Raw genomic sequence first — 15,231 nt, 5'->3', positions numbered from 1 at the left:
ACGAAGCTATCACCTGTTTGTGACTGTCGTCACGTGCACGCGACAAGCCTGCCCCGATCGGCCGGATCCGGTCACACGCGTCACCGGTCGTCGACAGCGCCGTAACAGTGGGCACCGCGAGGCGAGACGGGCCGTTCGGCGGGGTAAGCCGCCCGGTACCGGGGCCGAAGGTCCCGGGCGAAGCCCGTCGACGGTCTTGCGTGGCCGGGCCCGTACCATTCCTACAGTCGAAAGCAGGACAGCCTGCTCCATGAACGGACTCGCCTTGCACGAACGCCCCACCGAATCGGCCTCCTGGCGCATCGCGCTGCCGCACACCGCCGCGGCGGTACCGGTGGCGCGTGCTCTGGTGCGTACGGCTCTCACCGAGGTGGAGCATCCGGCGGACTGCGACACCGCTGAGCTGCTGACGGCGGAGCTGGTGGCCAACGCGGTGGAGCACACCGCCGGGCGCGGCCCGATAGAGCTGGTGGTGGAGCTGCTGCCGACCGGCTGCCAGGTCGAGGTGCACGATCCCGATCCGGCGCCGCCCGGTCATCTGACCCGGCCCGTGATCGAGGAGCCCGACGTCTGGCAGGAGGGCGGGCGCGGTCTGCTGCTGATCCGCGCCCTCAGTTCGTCCTGCGGTCACCGCCCCACCCCGTCGGGCAAGGCGGTGTGGTTCACACTGCCTGCAGTTCCTGCTCAGCGGCGTCCGGCGTGACCTCGGGGGCGGTGCGGGCCAGCGTGGAGTGCCGGCGCCCGTAGGCGACGTAGACCAGCAGTCCCACCGCGAGGAACACGGCGAACTGGAGCCAGGTCTGCCACCCGGTCTCGTAGACGAGGTACAGGCAGAAGGCGACGCCGAGCAGCGGGCCCACGGGGTAGAGCGGCACGCGGAAGCTGCGGGCGAGGCCCGGTTCGCGGCGGCGCAGGGCGATCACCGTGATGTTGACGACGGCCATGATGGCGAGCGTGCCGATGGTGCACAGGTTCATGACGGCGTCGAGGGAGGCGAAGGCCGCAGGGACCGCGAAGACCACGGCGACGATCAGCGTGCCGGCGACCGGCGTGGAGGTCTTCGGGGACACCTTCTCGAAGACGCGCGGGATCAGGCCGTCCCGGGACATCGACATCAGGATGCGGGTCTGGCCGTACATCACGGCGAGGACCACGGAGGCGATGGCGACGACCGCGCCGAAGGCGATGACCCCGCCGCCGATGCTGGAGCCGGTGACCTCGTTGACGACGTACGACAGCGCGGCGGGCCGGCCGGCCACCTGGTCGCCGCCGATGGCGCCGATGGCGGCGACGGCGACCGCGCAGTACAGCAGGGTGACCAGACCCATGCAGACCATGATCGCCACCGGGATGTCGCGGCGCGGGTTCTTGGCCTCCTCGCCGGCGGTGGTGATCGCGTCGAAGCCGATGTAGGAGAAGAAGGCGGCGGTGGTGCCGGCGCCGATGCCGCCGAGGCCGGCCGGGAAGAACGGGGTGAGGTTGCCGTCCTTGAAGGCGCTGTAGCCGATGGCGCAGAAGGCGAGCAGGATGACGAGCTTCACGGCGGCCATGGCGGCGGTGGCGCGGGCGCTCTCGCGCACCCCGCGCACCAGCAGCAGGGAGGCCATGGCGATGACGATCACGGCGGGCAGGTTCACGACCCCGCCGTCGCCCGGACCGGCGGAGAGGGCGGCCGGGAGCTGCCAGCCGGTGAGGCTGTGCAGCAGTTCGTTGACGTACTGGCTCCAGCCGACGGCGACGGCCGAGATGGAGATGCCGTACTCCAGCAGCAGGCACCAGCCGACCAGGAAGGCGGTGGACTCGCCGAGGCCCGCGTAGGCGAAGGAGTACGAGGAGCCCGAGACCGGGATCGCGCCGCCCAGCTCGGCGAAGGAGAAGGCGGTGAAGACGCAGGTGAGCGCCGCGAGGATGAAGGAGACGACGACGGCGGGACCGGCCTGGGCGACGGAGTCGGAGAGACCGACGAAGATGCCGGTGCCGACGATGGCGCCGACGCCGAAGCAGATGAGCTGGAAGAGGCCCATCGTGCGCTTGAGGCCGTGTCCCTCGCGGTCGGCGCCCGATTCGGCGACGAGCAGGTGGGGGGACTTGATGCGGGGAGCGGGCATGCGGGTGGTGCTCGTTTCTGGTGGTGCGGGCGACCGTCGTACGGTCGCGGCGGCGGCCGCGGAAGGGGTGGCTCCGGGCCGCCGGTCAGAATAAGGCTGCTCAGGATAAGGCTGCTCAGGCGAGTGTGGCTACCAGCACCGCCTTGATCGTGTGCAGCCGGTTCTCGGCCTCGTCGAAGACGATCGAGTGGGCCGATTCGAAGACCTCGTCCGTCACTTCCAGGGACCGCAGGCCGTAGGTCTCGTGGATCTCCCGGCCCACGTCGGTGCCCAGGTCGTGGAAGGCCGGCAGGCAGTGCAGGAACTTCACGCCCGGGGTTCCGGTGGCGCGCAGGACGTCCATGGTGACGGCGTAGGGCGCGAGGGCCTTGATCCGCTCGGCCCAGACCTCCTTGGGCTCGCCCATCGAGACCCAGACGTCGGTGGCGACGAAATCGGCTCCCCGGACGCCCTCGGCGACGTCCTCGGTGAGCGTGATGACGGAGCCGCTGTGCTCCGCCAGCTTGCGGGCCCGGGCCACGACGTCGTCGCCCGGCCAGAACGACCGGGGCGCGACGATCCGTACGTCCATGCCGAGCAGCGCGCCGGTGATCAGATAGGAGTTGCCCATGTTGAAGCGGGCGTCGCCGAGGTAGGCGAAGGAAATCTGCCGCAGCGGCTTGGCGCTGTGCTCGGTCATGGTGAGCACGTCGGCGAGCATCTGGGTGGGGTGCCAGTCGTCGGTGAGCCCGTTGTAGACCGGCACGCCGGCATGGGCGGCCAGCTCCTCGACCTTGGCCTGGCTGTCCCCCCGGTACTCGATGCCGTCGAACATCCGGCCGAGGACACGCGCCGTGTCCTTCACCGACTCCTTGTGCCCCATCTGCGAGCCCGAGGGGTCGAGGTACGTCGTGCGGGCACCCTGGTCGGCGGCGGCGACCTCGAACGCGCAGCGGGTGCGCGTCGAGGTCTTCTCGAAGATCAGCGCGAGGTTGCGCCCCCGCAGGTACTGCTTCTCGGTCCCGGCCTTCTTGGCGGCCTTCAGCTCGGCGGCCAGTTCGACCAGACCACGGAACTCCTCCTCGGTGAAGTCCAGCTCCTTGAGGAAGTGGCGGCCGGCGAGGGCGGTCGGGACTGTCGCCATGGGGGCGCTCCAGGGGTACAGGTGAACGGACCCTTGGAATTCTATACGACGGTCAGCATTTCTATACAGCCTGCTCGGTCACACCGCCTCGCGCTCCACCGGACAGCTCATACAGCGCGGACCGCCCCTGCCCCGCCCCAGCTCGCTGCCCGGGATCTCGATGACCTCGATGCCCTGCTTGCGCAGGTGCGTGTTGGTGGTCGAGTTGCGCTCGTAGGCGATGACGACACCCGGCTCGACGGCGAGGACGTTGCAGCCGTCGTCCCACTGCTCACGCTCGGCGGCGTGCACGTCCTGCGTCGCGGTCAGCACCCGGATCTCGCCGAGGCCGAGGGCGGCGGCGATCGCGCGGTGCATGTGCTCCGGAGGATGATCGGTGACCTTCAGCTCCCGCTCGCCGACGCCCGGTTCGATGGTGTACGAGCGCAGCATGCCGAGCCCGGCGTACTGGGTGAAGGTGTCACCGTCGACCATGGTCATCACCGTGTCGAGGTGCATGAAGGCCCGCCGCTTGGGCATGTCGAGCGCGACGATCGTGCGCGCCGAGCCGGCCGCGAACAGCTTGTGCGCCAGCATCTCCACGGCCTGCGGGGTGGTGCGCTCGCTCATGCCGATCAGCACGGCACCGTTGCCGATCACCAGGACGTCGCCGCCCTCGATGGTGGAGGGGTAGTCGGCCTGCCCCCGGGACCAGACATGGAACGTTTCCTCACGGAAGAGCGGATGGTGCCGGTAGATCGCCTCGAAGTGGACGGTCTCCCGCTGCCGGGCGGGCCAGCGCATGGCGTTGATGGAGACGCCGTCGTAGATCCACGCCGAGGTGTCGCGGGTGAAGAGGTGGTTGGGCAGCGGGCGGAGCAGGAAATCGTCCAGGTCCATGACGTGGAAGCGGACCGAGGTCGGTTCCGCGTGCGCGTCCAGGAACTCCCGCTTGGTCATCCCGCCGACCAGAGCCTCGGCCAGCTCGCCCGGGGGCATCCGGTCGAAGGAGGCGCGCAGATGGTCGGTGGCGAGGGGGCCGTACTCCTTCTCGTCGAAGACCCGGTCCAGGACGAGAGCGCGGGCCGCGGCGACCTCCAGCGTCTCGGCGAGCAGATCGCCGAAGAGATGGACGGCGACACCGCGGTCGCGAAGGACGTCGGCGAACCCGTCGTGCTCGGCGCGCGCCCGGCGCACCCAGAGCACGTCGTCGAAGAGAAGGGCGTCCTTGTTGCTGGGGGTGAGCCTTTTGAGCTCGAGATCCGGCCGGTGCAGGATGACGCGGCGCAGCCGCCCGGCCTCGGAGTCGACATGGAGTCCCATGCCTCCATCCTGACCATCGCGCCCCGGGTTCACCCGCCCCTCCGCGGTTTCCGCGGCCCCCAGTTTTCGTCCCCTTGACGACAAGCCCGCCCTCCGGTTATCGTCGTCGTGACGAAAAAGGGGGGACTCATGGCCGACATCACCCGGCGCCTCGGCTTGCGCCACCTGCGCGGCGCGCCGACCGCACACATCCGGCACCACCGTTCCGGCCGGCTGGTCCACGACGGCCCCGGGCTCAGCTTCTGGTTCCGCTCGCTGACCGCCGCGCTCTGCGAAGTCCCGGTGGACGACCGCGAACTGGCCATGACCTTCCATGCCCGGACGGCCGACTACCAGGACGTGACGGTGCAGGCGACGGTGACCTACCGCATCGGCGACCCGGCGCTCGCCGCCGGCCGCCTCGACTTCTCGATCGACCCGGACACCGGCGCGTGGCGCGGCACCCCGCTCGAGCAGCTCGGCACCCTGCTCACCGAGACGGCCCAGGAGCACGCGCTGGACGTCCTGGCCCGTACGCCGCTGGCGGCCGCGCTGACCGACGGCGTGAGCACGGTGCGCGAGCGCCTCGCCGCCGGACTGGCCGCGGAGCCCCGGCTGCCGGCCACCGGCATCGAGGTGGTCGCCGTCCGCGTGGTGGCGGTGCGACCGGAGCCCGAGGTGGAGCGGGCGCTGCGCACCCCGGCCCGGGAGCGCATCCAGCAGGAGGCCGACCGGGCGACGTACGAGCGCCGGGCGGTGGCCGTCGAGCGGGAGCGGGCGATCGCCGAGAACGAGCTGGCCAGCCGCATCGAACTGGCCCGGCGCGAAGAGCAGTTGGTCGAGCAGCGGGGTGCGAACGCCCGGCGCGAGGCCGAGGAGCAGGCGGCCGCGGACGCCGTGCGCGCCGACGCGGAGGCGGCCCGCGCGGTACGCCTGGCGGAGGCGGAGGCGACCCGCGTCGAGCGGCTGGCCGAGGCGGAGGCGGCCAAGGCGGTACGGCTCGCCGGCGCGGAGGCCCAGCAGGTCCGCGAGGTGGGCGAGGCGCGGGCCGAGGCACGGGCCGCGTGGCTGCGGGTGCACGCCGAGGTCGACGTGGCGACGCTGCACGCCCTCGCCGGGATGGGCCTGGCCGAGAACGTGCCGAACATCGACAGCGTGACCATCTCGCCGGACGTGCTGACCGGACTGCTGGCGAAGCTCGGCGGCTCTGCCGGGGCGGGGGCGGAGACGGGCACGGGGACACGGCCGGGGGCGCGGGCGTGAGCCTCGCCCCGCGTGCGGTGCTCGTGCACCGGACGACCGAGTACGAGGAGCTGGTGGCCCGGCACGGCACGCACGGCCAGGCCGCGTTCTTCCTCGCCTCGCGGGGCCGGGACATCGAGGAGGTCGCCGAGCGCCACCGCCGGGCCCGGCACGCCCTGGCCGAGGTGACGGCGGCGCTGCCCCCGGCCTGGCGCCAGGCCCGGGTCGAGCGTGGCGACCTGGACCGGTTCCTGTTCGCACCCGAGGACGTGGTCGTGGTGGTGGGCCAGGACGGCCTGGTCGCGAACGTCGCCAAGTACCTGACGGGGCAGCCGGTCGTCGGCATCGACACGGACCCCGGCCGCAACCCCGGTGTGCTCGTACGGCACCGCCCGGGGGACACGGCGAAGCTGCTGCCGGCGGCGGGAACGGGGTGCGACGAACTCACCATGGTCGAGGCGGTGGCCGACGACACCGAACGGCTGGTCGCGCTCAACGAGATCTGCCTGGGCCCGCCCGGTCACCAGACCGCCCGCTACCGCCTGGGCCTCGACGGCGACGGGGGTGTCGTCGAGGCCCAGGCCTCCTCCGGGGTACTGGTGGGGACCGGCACCGGCGCGACCGGCTGGCTCCGCTCGGTGTGGCAGGAGCGGGGCAGCCGGCTCGCGCTGCCCTCCCCGACCGAGGACCGGCTGGTGTGGTTCGTCCGGGAGGCGTGGCCGTCACCCGCCACCGGTACGAGCCTGGTGGCGGGCGAACTCCGGAACGCGGCGGCGCTGACGGTCACCGTGGAGTGCGACCGGCTCATCGCCTTCGGCGACGGCATCGAGACGGACGCGCTCCAGCTGACCTGGGGACAGACGGTCCGGATCGGGGTGTGCGCGCAGCGGCTGCGGCTGGCCGGCTAGGGGGGTTTCGTTCGGATCGGGCCGGATCGGGCCGCGGCGTGCGGTGCGGTGCGTCGCAAGGCGGGGGATCACCCGCGTACGAAGCCCCCGGGCCGTCAGATCGCGGTGCAGGGCACGGGCCACTGCCGGACGCGCGGGGGCAGGGCCACCGCCCAGCCGCCGCAGACCAGGACCAGCCGCTCGGCGGCCAGCAGTTCGGCGGCCTCCCGCTGGGTGGCGTCGAGGACGTCGAGGGGCGTGGGCTCGAGGAGCCGGAGGAAGGCCGCGTGCAGAGCGGGGTGGTCGAGGGTGAGCCGGACGGCCGTGCCCTCCTTCCTCCGGTCCAGGACCGTCACGAAGCCGGGGCCGCGCCGGTGGTAGAGGCTCTCGCCCCACCAGCAGCCCCGGGCGCCCTCCACGACCAGCTTCGGGTGGACGTGCTGTTGGACCGGGGAGGCGTCCAGGGCGGTCTGCCACTGGTCGTAGTCGGGCGAGGGGATGTCGGCGGGCGCCACGGTCCGCCGGGTCTCCGTGTTGGCGCGGGACCGGGTGCCGTCCCACCAGCACAGGCCCGGCACGTCCACGGGCGCTGTGCCCGCGTCCAGGTGGCGTAAGAGGGCCGGGAAGGCGTCCTCGGCCTCGCCGCGCACCACGTGGTCGACGAAGACGTGGTTGCGGTGCAGGGCGTGGCCCATCGGGCCGTCGCAGTTGCCGCCGCCGAAGACGATCACCGACTCCGGGCGTCTTCGCTTGAGTTCGCGGGCGAGCGCGAGCGAGGGGACGTTCTGCATGAACGTGCTGGTGAACCCGATCACGTCCGGCTCGGCCGCCAGCACCTCGGCCGCGCACTCGGCGATGAAGGCGGCGGCGTACGGGCGCATGGCGACGGCGGTGTCGACGAAGACGTCCCGGCCGGCCGCGTAGTCCCGCAGCCGGGCCAGGCCCCAGCCGGGGTCGTCGTACAGGGCGCCGGAGAAGACCCAGTCGCCCAGGCCGTGGAAGATCGTGTCGCTGCCGACGGCCACATAGTCGCCCGGCCGCAGGCGGCCGCCGGAGCGTTCCAGCAGGAACTCCGCCCAGCGCAGGGAGCCGTGGAACTCGCTCACCGCGTCGCCGGGGCGGGCCCGGCGCACGATGCGGTTCAGCAGGCCCAGTTGCAGCGAGGGCAGGTCGATCGGGTGCCACGGCATCGTGACCAGGTGGACGCGCATGCTCAGCGGGTCGGCCGCTTCTCCAGGATCGCCGGCCGGCGGGCCGTGCCCGGCTGGTCCTCGCGGACCACGACCTTCTTGATCTCCACGTCCACCACTCCCGTCGCGGCCGACGAACGCCCTTGTGCCGTACGGCTGTCCACCATATGGACAGCCTGTGTGCGGCACAAGGGCGTGGTGCGAGGAGGCCTACAGACGCGGGTCCACCGGCTCCGACTCCAGCGCCAGCACCCCGAACACCGCCTCGTGCACCCGCCACAGCGGCTCCCCCTCCGCGAGCCGGTCCAGGGCCTCCAGGCCGAGGGCGTACTCGCGCAGCGCGAGGGACCGCTTGTGGTTCAGGAACCGCTTCCGCAGCCGGGCGAGGTTGTCCGGCCGGGTGTACTCGGGACCGTAGACGATCCGCAGGTACTCGCGGCCCCGGCACTTGATGCCGGGCTGCACCAGCCGCCCGTCCGGGTTGCGGACCAGCGCGCCGACCGGCTTGACGACCATGCCCTCGCCGCCCCGGCCGGTCATCTCCAGCCACCAGTCGACACCCGCGCGCACCGACTCCGGGTCGCCGGTGTCGACGTACAGCCGCCGGGTGGTCTGCAGCAGTCCGCTGCCGTCGTGCTCCACCATGCGGTCGATGAGGGCCAGTTGCTCGTCGTGCGGCAGCGCGGCGAGGCTGCGGCCGGGGGCGGCCAGGATCTGGAAGGGGGCCAGGCGGACGCCCTCCAGGCCGTCGGTGGTCCAGCAGTAGCGGCGGTAGGCCTCCGTGAACGCGGCCGCGTCGGACGCCCGGTCGCGCTGGCGGGCCAGCAGGCCGGTCACGTCGACCCCGCGGGCCGCCGCCCCCTCCAGCGCGGCCAGCGCACCCGGGAACACCGCCCCGGAAGCGGCGCCCACCGCCGCGTACTGCGACCGCAGCAGCCCGGTCGCCTTCAGCGACCACGGCATCAGCTCGGCGTCCAGCAACAGCCAGTCGCCCGCGCCGGAGGAACCGCCGGACCCGGCGAGTTCGTCCCACAGACCGGCCGCGTCGATCGCCGAGCGCAGGCGCCCGAGGATCTCCTCGGTCACCTTCTCGTCGTCGAAGAACGGCCGCCCGGTACGGGTGTACAGCGAGCCCGTGGGGCCCTCCACGCCGAACCGCTCGCGTGCCGCTCTCGCGTCCCGGCAGACCAGGGCCACGGCCCGTGAGCCCATGTGCTTCTCCTCGCACACGACCCGTGTGACACCGTCCCGCGCGTACTGCGCGAAGGCCTCGGCGGGGTGCTCCAGGAACTGCCCGTCAGCGGCTGCGCCGGGGGCGTCGGCCTCGGAGGTCGCCGTGGGTGCCATGGTCGGCGGCAGATACGGCAGCAGGCGGGGATCGGTCGCGAAGCGGCTCATGACCTCCAGGGCCGCCGCCGCGTTCTCCTCGCGGATGGCCACCCGGCCCGCGTGCCGCGTCTCCACGGCCCCGCGGCCGCGCACGTCCGCCAGGGCCAGTGGGCGTCCGTCCTGCCCGCCGGGGGCCTCGCTGCGCAGTGGCCTGGCCGGCTCGTACCAGACCCGCTCGGCCGGTACGTCGACCAGCTCGCGCTCCGGCCAGCGCAGCGCGGTCAGCTTGCCGCCGAACACGGCTCCGGTGTCCAGGCAGATGGTGTTGTTGAGCCAGGTGGCCTCCGGGACGGGGGTGTGGCCGTAGACCACGGCCGCCCGGCCCCGGTAGTCCTCCGCCCACGGGTAGCGCACCGGCAGCCCGAACTCGTCCGTCTCACCGGTGGTGTCGCCGTACAGGGCGTGCGAGCGCACCCGGCCGGAGGTGCGGCCGTGGTACTTCTCGGGCAGACCGGCGTGGCAGACGACCAGCTTGCCGCCGTCGAGTACGTAGTGGCTGACCAGGCCGTCCAGGAAGCGGCGCACCTCGGCCCTGAACTCCTCGCTCTCGCCCTCCATCTGCGCGATGGTCTCGGCGAGCCCGTGGGTGTGCTGGACCTTGCGGCCCTTGAGGTGACGGCCGTACTTGTTCTCGTGGTTGCCGGGCACGCACAGCGCGTTGCCCGACCCGACCATCGACATCACCCGGCGCAGCACGCCCGGGCTGTCCGGGCCGCGGTCCACCAGGTCGCCGACGAAGACGGCGGTACGGCCGTCCGGGTGCACGCCGTCGGCGTAGCCCAACTCGGCCAGCAGCGACTCCAGTTCGGAGGCGCAGCCGTGGATGTCGCCGATGATGTCGAAGGGGCCGGTGAGGTGGGTCAGGTCGTTGAAGCGCTTCTCGGTGACGACGGTGGCGTTCTCGGCCTCCTCCACCCCGCGCAGGACGTGCACCTTGCGGAAGCCCTCGCGCTCCAGGTGCCTGAGGGAGCGGCGGAGTTCCCGGATGTGCCGCTGGATGACCCGGCGGGGCATGTCGGCGCGGTCGGTACGAGCCGCGTTGCGCTCCGCGCACACCTCCTCGGGCACGTCCAGCACGATGGCGATGGGCAGCACGTCGTACTTCTTGGCCAGCTCGATGAGCCGGCGCCGGCTGTCCTGCTGCACGCTGGTGGCGTCGACGACGGTGCGGCGGCCGGCGGCCAGCCGCTTGCCGGCGATGTAGTGCAGGACGTCGAAGGCGTCGCTGCTCGCGCTCTGGTCGTTCTCGTCGTCGGAGACGAGGCCGCGGCAGAAGTCGGAGGAGATCACCTCGGTGGGCTTGAAGTGCTCGCGGGCGAAGGTCGACTTGCCGGAGCCGGAGGCGCCGACGAGGACGACCAGGGAGAGGTCGGTGACGGGGAGGACCCGTCCCGTGGGGGTCTCGGTCATGCTGCCTTCGCCTCCTTCTCGGTGTCGTTGCGGTGGAACAGGGCCATCTGGGTGGGCGGCCCCACCTCGGGGTCGTCCGGCCCGACGGGGGCGAACTCGACCTCGTAGCCGTGCCGTCCGGCCACGGCCGTCGCCCAGGTGCGGAACTCCTCGCGGGTCCACTCGAAGCGGTGGTCGCCGTGCCGGACGTGTCCGGCGGGCAGGGTCTCCCAGCGGACGTTGTACTCGACGTTCGGGGTGGTCACGAGGACCGTGCGCGGGCGCGCGTGCCCGAACACGGCGTACTCCAGGGCGGGCAGCCGGGGCAGGTCGAGGTGTTCGATCACCTCGCTGAGCACGGCGGCGTCATAGCCCCTCAGCCGGTTGTCGGTGTAGGCGAGCGAGCCCTGGAAGAGCTTGACGCGGGCCGCCTGCCGCTCCCCCATGCGGTCGAGCTTCAGCCGGCGCGAGGCGATGGTGAGGGCCCGCACGGAGACGTCGACGCCGAGGATCTCGGTGAACCGCACGTCCTTGAGCAGTTCCTGCACCAACTGGCCCTGACCGCAGCCCAGGTCGAGTACGCGCGTGGCACCGGACTCGCGCAGGGCGGCGACGACCGCCTCCCGGCGCTGCACGGCGAGCGGCGTCGGCTTCTGCTCCGCCTCCGTCTCCTCCTCGACCGCGTTGTCGATCTCCTCGACCTCGCTGTCGTCGGCCTCGGCCAGCCGTACCAGCTCCAGCCGCTCCATCGCCTGCCGGGTCAGCGACCAGCGGCGGGAGAGATAGCGGCTGGTGATGAGCTTCTGCTCCGGGTGCCCGGGCAGCCAGCCCTCACCGGCCCGCAGCAGCTTGTCGACCTCGTCGGAGGAGACCCAGTAGTGCTTGGCGTCGTCGAGGACGGGCAGCAGGACGTACAGGTGGCGCAGCGCCTCGGCCAGGGTCAGCGTCCGCGACTCCAGGACGAGGCGGACGTACCGCGAGTCGCCCCATTCCGGGAACTCGCTGTCCAGCGCGACGGGTTCGGCGCTCACGTCCCAGCCGAGCGGTCCGAAGAGCCGTCGTACCAGCTCCGGGCCGCCCCGGGCGGGCAGCGCGGGTACCTCGACGCGCAGCGGCAGGGGGGCGGCGGCACGCTCCGGACGGGCGGTGCACACCCCGCGCATGGCACTGGAGAACACGCCGCTCAGCGCGACCGCGAGCAGCGAGGAGGCGGCGTAGGGACGGTCGTTGACGTACTGCGCGAGCGCCGCGTCGGGCGCGCCGCCCCGCCCCTTGCCCTTGCCGCGCCGGACCAGTGCCACCGTGTCGATCTCCAGCAGCAGCGCGGCCGTGCAGTGTTGGTCGTCCGCCTCGGGGTAGAACACGTGGGCGGTGCCGTAGGACGTGGAGAACTTCTGCGCCTTGTCGGGGTGCTTGTGCAGCAGGTACCCGAGGTCGGTCGCCGGGTGCGCGGCGTCGCCGCTCGTGGAGATCGTCAGGAACACGTGTCCGAGTCTCCCGGCCTCCAGGCCCGGTGACCACCGGTTTTCGGCGGCGCGGCACTAGCGGCCGGTGTCGTCCTTCTTCCACGGGCCGACGCCGAGTCTGCCCGTCGTGCCGAGGTCCAGCTCCGGTGTCACGGTCACCGGGCGGGCGTCCGGCCTCGCGCGCACGCGCACGTACGGTGCGTCGACGGGGCCGAGGCCGTCGCCGGCTTCGGTGGTGTTGCGCCAGGTGAGCACGGCGTGGGCGCGCTCGCCCGGGGCGAGGGTGAGGGGCTGGGGTGTGCCGTCGGCGCCCGTGCCGGTGGCGATCTCCTCGCCGTGCACGATGCGCACAGCGGTGACGGGTTCGTGGTCGGCGTCCAGGACCTGGAGCGTGGGACGGCCGTTCAGGCCGTACGCGCGCGTGCCGCAGTTCTCCAGGTGCAGGCTCACCACGCGCAGTCCCATGGCGGCGTCGCCCTGGTCGGCGTACAGACGCACCCCGGAGGCCGGGCAGCGGCCGCCTGCCACGGGGGCCTCGTCGACGGGGACGCTCCGCACCTTCAGGATCGACACGCCGGTCACGGCCGGGGCCCGCGTGGGCAGCTCCCCCATGACAGCGGTGCCCTTCACCGTTCGCCCCGGCGGGACGGCGGCAACGGTCTTGTCCACGGTGTCGACGGCGCCCCGGGACGCCGACAGGAAGCTGACGGTGACCGTGTAGGTCATCGCCGTCCTGGCGTCGTTGGTGACGGTGAAGTCGGCGGCGAACCGGTCGGACGCGCAGTCGTCGCGGCGGCCGGACGTCCAGCCGGACAGGCCGGTGAGCCGCACACCGTCCTGGGCCGCCGGGGTGCCGGCGGGCAGCGGGGTGCGGGAGGCAGGAGGGGTGCCGTCCGCGGGCGGCGCGCTGCCGGCCGGGGCGGTGCCGTACCGGGGCATGCCGGACGGGCACAGCGGGTCGGCGGTCACGGCCCCGGGGCCGCCGGCACCGGCTGCGCCCCTGCCGGAGCCGGCCTGCTCCGAGCCGCAGCCGGTGAGGACGAGGACCGCGGCGGTGGCGGTCAGCGCGGCGCTCCCGGCGCGGACCGCCTTGCTCACGACTGCTTGCCGATGATCGTCCGGGCGTTCTGGACGGCCCGCTCGTCCGCTGCGCGCAGGTCCTCCAGAGCCTTCCTGCGCTTGCCGATGACCGTCTTCTGGGCGCCGGCCTCGATGGCGTGCACGGTGCCGATGTAGTCGGTGTCGAGCTTGCAGCGGGCGTCCGCGGCCGCGGTCTTCTTCTCCTTGGCCGACGGCCCCTCGGTCCGGTACCAGGCGGTGTCGAGCGAGGCCTTGTCCGGGTCGGAGTAGCGGAAGCCCTCCTCCTTCATGCAGGCCGCCCACGCACGGTCGGCCTTCTTCCAGGCCGGGTCCTTGCGCGCCGTCTTGTGGGACTCGTACCACAGCTCCAGGGCCAGCGAGTAGTAGCCGGTGAGCTTCACGCCGTTGACCTTCGTCGCCTTGGGCGCAGGGCCGTAGATCTTCCGTGTCGCCTGTCCCAGGCAGCCGCCCGCGGGGATGGGGTGCCCGTGGGCGAAGTGGCTGTCGCCGGAGCCGAACGTGCCGGTGAGGGCGACGTACTGGTCGGCGGCCCATTCCTGGGGCTGGGAGGAGTCCTCCTCATGGCGGTTGTGGTAGCCGCGCTCGGCCGCCTGGTCGGGGTCGTCGACCCCGTAAGGGCTGTCGTCACCGGTCGTGCCGCGGCCCGCGAGGGTTCCCTGCCGGACCGGGTACGTCGACTCGACGGACCTGGTGTTGAGCGTCGCGAAGCCGGCGAAGCCGAGCCGGACCATGCACTGCTTCGCGAGGATCCACTGCGCCTTGCCGATCGTCCTGCCGCCCTCGGACGACGGATCCGGTATGTAGGCGTGCAGCGGGAACGACTTCATGGTGTTGAGACGATGGGCCTCGGCGGCGGGATCGTCGTGGTCGCCGAACTGGCAGGCCGACAGGGCCAGCAGGCCGGTGACGGCAAGAGGGAGCACTTTACGCACGCGGTCATCCGACCAGGCCGGGATCATGTGCGCTGTGATGGAGCCCACAGTTCCGGCACATGACGTTCACAGTCGGGTCACGCCGCCCACGTGATCCACGGTTCCTGTGATCTCCACCATGGCCCGGGGAGCCGGGACCTGATGAAGTGAGCCCCCGTCAACTGACCACTGACAGAAGGGGGAACCATGAACATCGGCCAAGGAGGCGTCCGCAGGAGAGCCGTCGTCGCGGTGGCGGCCGGTGTCGTCCTGAGCACGGGGGCCCTGGCAGCCGCTCCGGCCCAGGCGGCCCCGGCCCGTGCCGCCGCGGCGGCGCCGCAGGTGTCGGCTCAGGGCGCGTTCGCGATGAACGCGGCCTCGGGGAAGCAGCTCTTCGGCAAGGCGCCGGACGGACGGCTGCGGACCGGCTCCACGACGAAGATCATGACGGCACTCGTGGTGCTGTCGCAGCGGAACCTGGACCTCGACAAGAAGGTGAAGATCAAGAAGACGTACACGGACTACGTCATCGACCCGGCCACGCAGACCCAGCGCTACTCCAGCGCGAACCTGATCCTCGGTGACTCGATGAAGGTGCGCGACCTGCTGTACGGGCTGCTGCTGCCGTCGGGCTGCGACGCGGCCTACGCGCTGGCGGACACGTACGGAACGGGCTCGACGACGGCGGCGCGGACCAAGTCGTTCATCGGGAAGATGAACAGCAAGGCGCGGGAACTGGGTCTGAAGAACACCCACTTCGACTCCTTCGACGGGGTGTCCAACGGCAAGAACTACTCGTCGCCCCGTGACCTCTCCAAGCTGGCCGTGACCGCGCTGAAGAACAAGACGTTCAAGAAGGTCGTCGGCACCAAGGAGTACGACGACATGCAGTCGTACCGGCCGGGCGGCGGCACGCACGCGATGGCCGCGTGGAAGAACAGCAACAAGCTGCTCACCTCCTACCCGGACGCGATCGGCGTGAAGACCGGTTCGGGGCCGGAGGCGAAGTTCTGCCTGGTGTTCGCCGCGGCCCGCGGGTCCCGGACGGTCGTGGGGACCATCCTCGCGGACACGTCGGCGGACCAGCGGTTCAAGAACGCGGCGAAGATCCTCGACTACGCCTTCACCCAGCGCGGCTGAGAAC

13 protein-coding genes are annotated in these 15,231 nt (G+C 72.1%); 4 read left to right on the top strand and 9 right to left on the bottom strand.

From position 1 onward, the window contains the following. Positions 1-250: 250 nt before the first annotated feature. Positions 251-703 carry an ATP-binding protein gene (locus tag ACZ5CW_RS34690; protein WP_468608572.1) on the top strand — a complete coding sequence of 151 codons (453 nt, stop codon included), beginning with the start codon at positions 251-253 and terminating at the stop codon, positions 701-703. On the opposite strand, the gene ACZ5CW_RS34685 is transcribed toward ACZ5CW_RS34690, so the two are convergent. The 3 genes from ACZ5CW_RS34685 to ACZ5CW_RS34675 form a co-directional block, all read right to left on the bottom strand. After that, entirely contained in the window at positions 663-2,108 is a 1,446-nt protein-coding gene (locus ACZ5CW_RS34685) for an amino acid permease (protein WP_468608570.1), read from the bottom strand. The two genes, ACZ5CW_RS34690 and ACZ5CW_RS34685, sit on opposite strands and share 41 nt — an antisense overlap. A 115-nt stretch (positions 2,109-2,223) precedes the next feature. Next, a complete protein-coding gene (gene argF / locus ACZ5CW_RS34680) occupies positions 2,224-3,231 on the bottom strand; it encodes an ornithine carbamoyltransferase (protein WP_468608568.1) in 1,008 nt (335 codons plus the stop codon). Between the two features lie 78 nt (positions 3,232-3,309). Then, positions 3,310-4,533, bottom strand: a complete 1,224-nt coding sequence (locus ACZ5CW_RS34675; RefSeq protein WP_468608566.1) for an arginine deiminase — start codon at positions 4,531-4,533, stop codon at positions 3,310-3,312. A 129-nt stretch (positions 4,534-4,662) separates the two neighbouring features. Between ACZ5CW_RS34675 and ACZ5CW_RS34670 the strand changes: the two genes are divergently transcribed. Further along, the gene (locus tag ACZ5CW_RS34670) at positions 4,663-5,775 is read left to right on the top strand and encodes an SPFH domain-containing protein (protein WP_468608564.1); all 1,113 of its coding nucleotides are present in this window, start codon (positions 4,663-4,665) and stop codon (positions 5,773-5,775) included. Then, positions 5,772-6,662, top strand: coding sequence for a hypothetical protein (locus ACZ5CW_RS34665; RefSeq protein ID WP_468608562.1), 891 nt, complete (start codon positions 5,772-5,774; stop codon positions 6,660-6,662). The genes ACZ5CW_RS34670 and ACZ5CW_RS34665 overlap by 4 nt, the downstream gene beginning before the upstream one ends. Positions 6,663-6,757: 95 nt before the next feature. Here ACZ5CW_RS34665 and ACZ5CW_RS34660 read toward each other — a convergent pair whose 3' ends face one another. Genes ACZ5CW_RS34660 through ACZ5CW_RS34635 form a run of 6 tightly spaced genes read right to left on the bottom strand, consistent with a single transcriptional unit; the run spans position 6,758 to position 14,108 of the window. Beyond that, positions 6,758-7,852 carry a DUF5825 family protein gene (locus ACZ5CW_RS34660; protein WP_468608560.1) on the bottom strand — a complete coding sequence of 365 codons (1,095 nt, stop codon included), beginning with the start codon at positions 7,850-7,852 and terminating at the stop codon, positions 6,758-6,760. A 2-nt stretch (positions 7,853-7,854) separates the two neighbouring features. Beyond that, complete coding sequence (locus ACZ5CW_RS34655) at positions 7,855-7,998, bottom strand: hypothetical protein (protein ID WP_468608559.1); 144 nt, start codon at positions 7,996-7,998, stop codon at positions 7,855-7,857. Positions 7,999-8,041: 43 nt separating this feature from the next. Further along, positions 8,042-10,630, bottom strand: coding sequence for a polynucleotide kinase-phosphatase (locus ACZ5CW_RS34650; RefSeq protein ID WP_468608557.1), 2,589 nt, complete (start codon positions 10,628-10,630; stop codon positions 8,042-8,044). Further along, a complete protein-coding gene (locus ACZ5CW_RS34645; protein ID WP_468608555.1) occupies positions 10,627-12,093 on the bottom strand; it encodes a 3' terminal RNA ribose 2'-O-methyltransferase Hen1 in 1,467 nt (488 codons plus the stop codon). The genes ACZ5CW_RS34650 and ACZ5CW_RS34645 overlap by 4 nt, the downstream gene beginning before the upstream one ends. Before the next feature lie 57 nt (positions 12,094-12,150). Continuing rightward, positions 12,151-13,173: a DUF4232 domain-containing protein gene (locus tag ACZ5CW_RS34640; RefSeq protein ID WP_468608553.1), complete on the bottom strand. Its 1,023-nt coding sequence runs from the start codon at positions 13,171-13,173 to the stop codon at positions 12,151-12,153. Beyond that, positions 13,170-14,108: a hypothetical protein gene (locus ACZ5CW_RS34635; protein WP_468608551.1), complete on the bottom strand. Its 939-nt coding sequence runs from the start codon at positions 14,106-14,108 to the stop codon at positions 13,170-13,172. The genes ACZ5CW_RS34640 and ACZ5CW_RS34635 overlap by 4 nt, the downstream gene beginning before the upstream one ends. A 186-nt stretch (positions 14,109-14,294) precedes the next feature. Here ACZ5CW_RS34635 and ACZ5CW_RS34630 point away from each other — a divergent pair, with 186 nt between their 5' ends. Continuing rightward, the gene (locus tag ACZ5CW_RS34630) at positions 14,295-15,227 is read left to right on the top strand and encodes a D-alanyl-D-alanine carboxypeptidase family protein (RefSeq protein ID WP_468608549.1); all 933 of its coding nucleotides are present in this window, start codon (positions 14,295-14,297) and stop codon (positions 15,225-15,227) included. Positions 15,228-15,231: the final 4 nt, after the last annotated feature.

It is taken from the genome of Streptomyces sp. NPDC031379 (assembly GCF_055569615.1).
The sequence above is the reverse complement of the archived record's forward strand: the minus strand, read 5'-3'. Positions and strand labels throughout refer to the sequence as shown.